Annotated in this window: 2 rRNA genes; both read right to left on the reverse strand. The window is 52.4% G+C overall.

From position 1 onward, the window contains the following. Nucleotides 1–84, reverse strand: a 5S ribosomal RNA gene (gene rrf, locus K7X24_RS21775); the annotation flags it as partial. Nucleotides 85–205: 121 nt separating this feature from the next. Then, nucleotides 206–3115: ribosomal RNA gene (locus K7X24_RS21780) — 23S ribosomal RNA — on the reverse strand. Nucleotides 3116–3148 lie beyond the last annotated feature (33 nt).

Genomic DNA, 3148 nt, shown 5'->3' on the forward strand with positions numbered 1-3148 from the left:
CCCCACACTACCATCGGCGCTACGGCGTTTCACTTCTGAGTTCGGCATGGGGTCAGGTGGGACCACCGCGCTATCGCCGCCAGGCAAATTCTGTTTCATTCCAACCGTCATGCTTCGCTCTCGCTCTCGCATAACCATCAGAACCAATCCTAAAACAAGCTGATTATTGTTTTCTATGAGTCATCTAAAACACCTTCGGTGTTGTAAGGTTAAGCCTCTCGGGTCATTAGTACTGGTTAGCTCAACGTATCGCTACGCTTACACACCCAGCCTATCTACGTCGTAGTCTTCAACGGCCCTTCAGGGGCATCTAGTGCCCAGGGAAGACTCATCTCGAGGCAAGTTTCCCGCTTAGATGCTTTCAGCGGTTATCTCTTCCGCACTTAGCTACCGGGCAATGCAATTGGCATCACAACCCGAACACCAGTGGTGCGTTCACTCCGGTCCTCTCGTACTAGGAGCAACCCCTCTCAATCTTCCAACGCCCACGGCAGATAGGGACCGAACTGTCTCACGACGTTCTAAACCCAGCTCGCGTACCACTTTAAATGGCGAACAGCCATACCCTTGGGACCTACTTCAGCCCCAGGATGTGATGAGCCGACATCGAGGTGCCAAACACCGCCGTCGATATGAACTCTTGGGCGGTATCAGCCTGTTATCCCCGGAGTACCTTTTATCCGTTGAGCGATGGCCCTTCCATTCAGAACCACCGGATCACTAAGACCTGCTTTCGCACCTGCTCGAGCTGTCACTCTCGCAGTCAAGCTAGCTTATGCCTTTGCACTAACCTCCTGATGTCCGACCAGGATTAGCTAACCTTCGTGCTCCTCCGTTACGCTTTGGGAGGAGACCGCCCCAGTCAAACTACCCACCAGACACTGTCCGCAACCCGGATTACGGGTCTACGTTAGAACATCAAACATTAAAGGGTGGTATTTCAAGGTTGGCTCCACGCAGACTGGCGTCCACGCTTCAAAGCCTCCCACCTATCCTACACATCAAGGCTCAAGGTTCAGTGTCAAGCTATAGTAAAGGTTCACGGGGTCTTTCCGTCTTGCCGCGGGTACACTGCATCTTCACAGCGAGTTCAATTTCACTGAGTCTCGGGTGGAGACAGCCTGGCCATCATTACGCCATTCGTGCAGGTCGGAACTTACCCGACAAGGAATTTCGCTACCTTAGGACCGTTATAGTTACGGCCGCCGTTTACCGGGGCTTCGATCAAGAGCTTCGCCTTGCGGCTGACCCCATCAATTAACCTTCCGGCACCGGGCAGGCGTCACACCGTATACGTCCACTTTCGTGTTTGCACAGTGCTGTGTTTTTATTAAACAGTTGCAGCCAGCTGGTATCTGCGACTGATTTCAGCTCCATCCGCAAGGGACTTCACCTACCATCAGCGTGCCTTCTCCCGAAGTTACGGCACCATTTTGCCTAGTTCCTTCACCCGAGTTCTCTCAAGCGCCTGAGTATTCTCTACCTGACCACCTGTGTCGGTTTGGGGTACGATTTGATGTTACCTGGAGCTTAGAGGCTTTTCCTGGAAGCGTAGCATTGGTTACTTCATCACCGTAGTGACTCGTCATCACGCCTCAGTGTTAATGACGACCCGGATTTACCAAAGTCATCCACCTTCACGCTTAAACCGGGACAACCGTCGCCCGGATAACCTAGCTTTCTCCGTCCCCCCTTCGCAGTAACACCGAGTACAGGAATATTAACCTGTTTCCCATCGACTACGCTTTTCAGCCTCGCCTTAGGGGTCGACTCACCCTGCCCCGATTAACGTTGGACAGGAACCCTTGGTCTTCCGGCGTGCGGGTTTTTCACCCGCATTATCGTTACTTATGTCAGCATTCGCACTTCTGATACCTCCAGCAGCCCTCACAGGCCACCTTCGACGGCTTACAGAACGCTCCCCTACCCAACAACACCTGAGTGTCGCTGCCGCAGCTTCGGTGCATGGTTTAGCCCCGTTACATCTTCCGCGCAGGCCGACTCGACCAGTGAGCTATTACGCTTTCTTTAAATGATGGCTGCTTCTAAGCCAACATCCTGGCTGTCTGTGCCTTCCCACATCGTTTCCCACTTAACCATGACTTTGGGACCTTAGCTGGCGGTCTGGGTTGTTTCCCTCTTCACGACGAACGTTAGCACCCGCCGTGTGTCTCCCGTGATAACATTCTTCGGTATTCGTAGTTTGCATCGGGTTGGTAAGTCGGGATGACCCCCTAGCCGAAACAGTGCTCTACCCCCGAAGATGAATTCACGAGGCGCTACCTAAATAGCTTTCGGGGAGAACCAGCTATCTCCCGGTTTGATTGGCCTTTCACCCCCAGCCACAAGTCATCCGCTAATTTTTCAACATTAGTCGGTTCGGTCCTCCAGTTAGTGTTACCCAACCTTCAACCTGCCCATGGCTAGATCACCGGGTTTCGGGTCTATACCCTGCAACTTAACGCCCAGTTAAGACTCGGTTTCCCTGCGGCTCCCCTATACGGTTAACCTTGCTACAGAATATAAGTCGCTGACCCATTATACAAAAGGTACGCAGTCACCCTGATTAATCAAGGCTCCCACTGCTTGTACGTACACGGTTTCAGGTTCTATTTCACTCCCCTCGCCGGGGTTCTTTTCGCCTTTCCCTCACGGTACTGGTTCACTATCGGTCAGTCAGGAGTATTTAGCCTTGGAGGATGGTCCCCCCATATTCAGACAGGATGTCACGTGTCCCGCCCTACTCATCGAACTCACAGCTTGTGCATTTTTGTGTACGGGACTATCACCCTTTACTGTGCGACTTTCCAGACGCTTCCACTAACACACAAACTGATTCAGGTTCTGGGCTCCTCCCCGTTCGCTCGCCGCTACTGGGGGAATCTCGGTTGATTTCTTTTCCTCGGGGTACTGAGATGTTTCAGTTCCCCCGGTTCGCCTCATTACGCTATGTATTCACATAATGATAGTGTGTCGAAACACACTGGGTTTCCCCATTCGGGTATCGTCGGGTATAACGCTTCATATCAGCTTACCGACGCTTATCGCAGATTAGCACGCCCTTCATCGCCTCTGACTGCCTAGGCATCCACCGTGTACGCTTAGTCGCTTAACCTCACAACCCGAAGGTGTCTTTGATTAATCAAAG

Source organism: Pectobacterium versatile (assembly GCF_020166435.1).
GTDB classification, from domain to species: Bacteria; Pseudomonadota; Gammaproteobacteria; order Enterobacterales; family Enterobacteriaceae; genus Pectobacterium; species Pectobacterium versatile.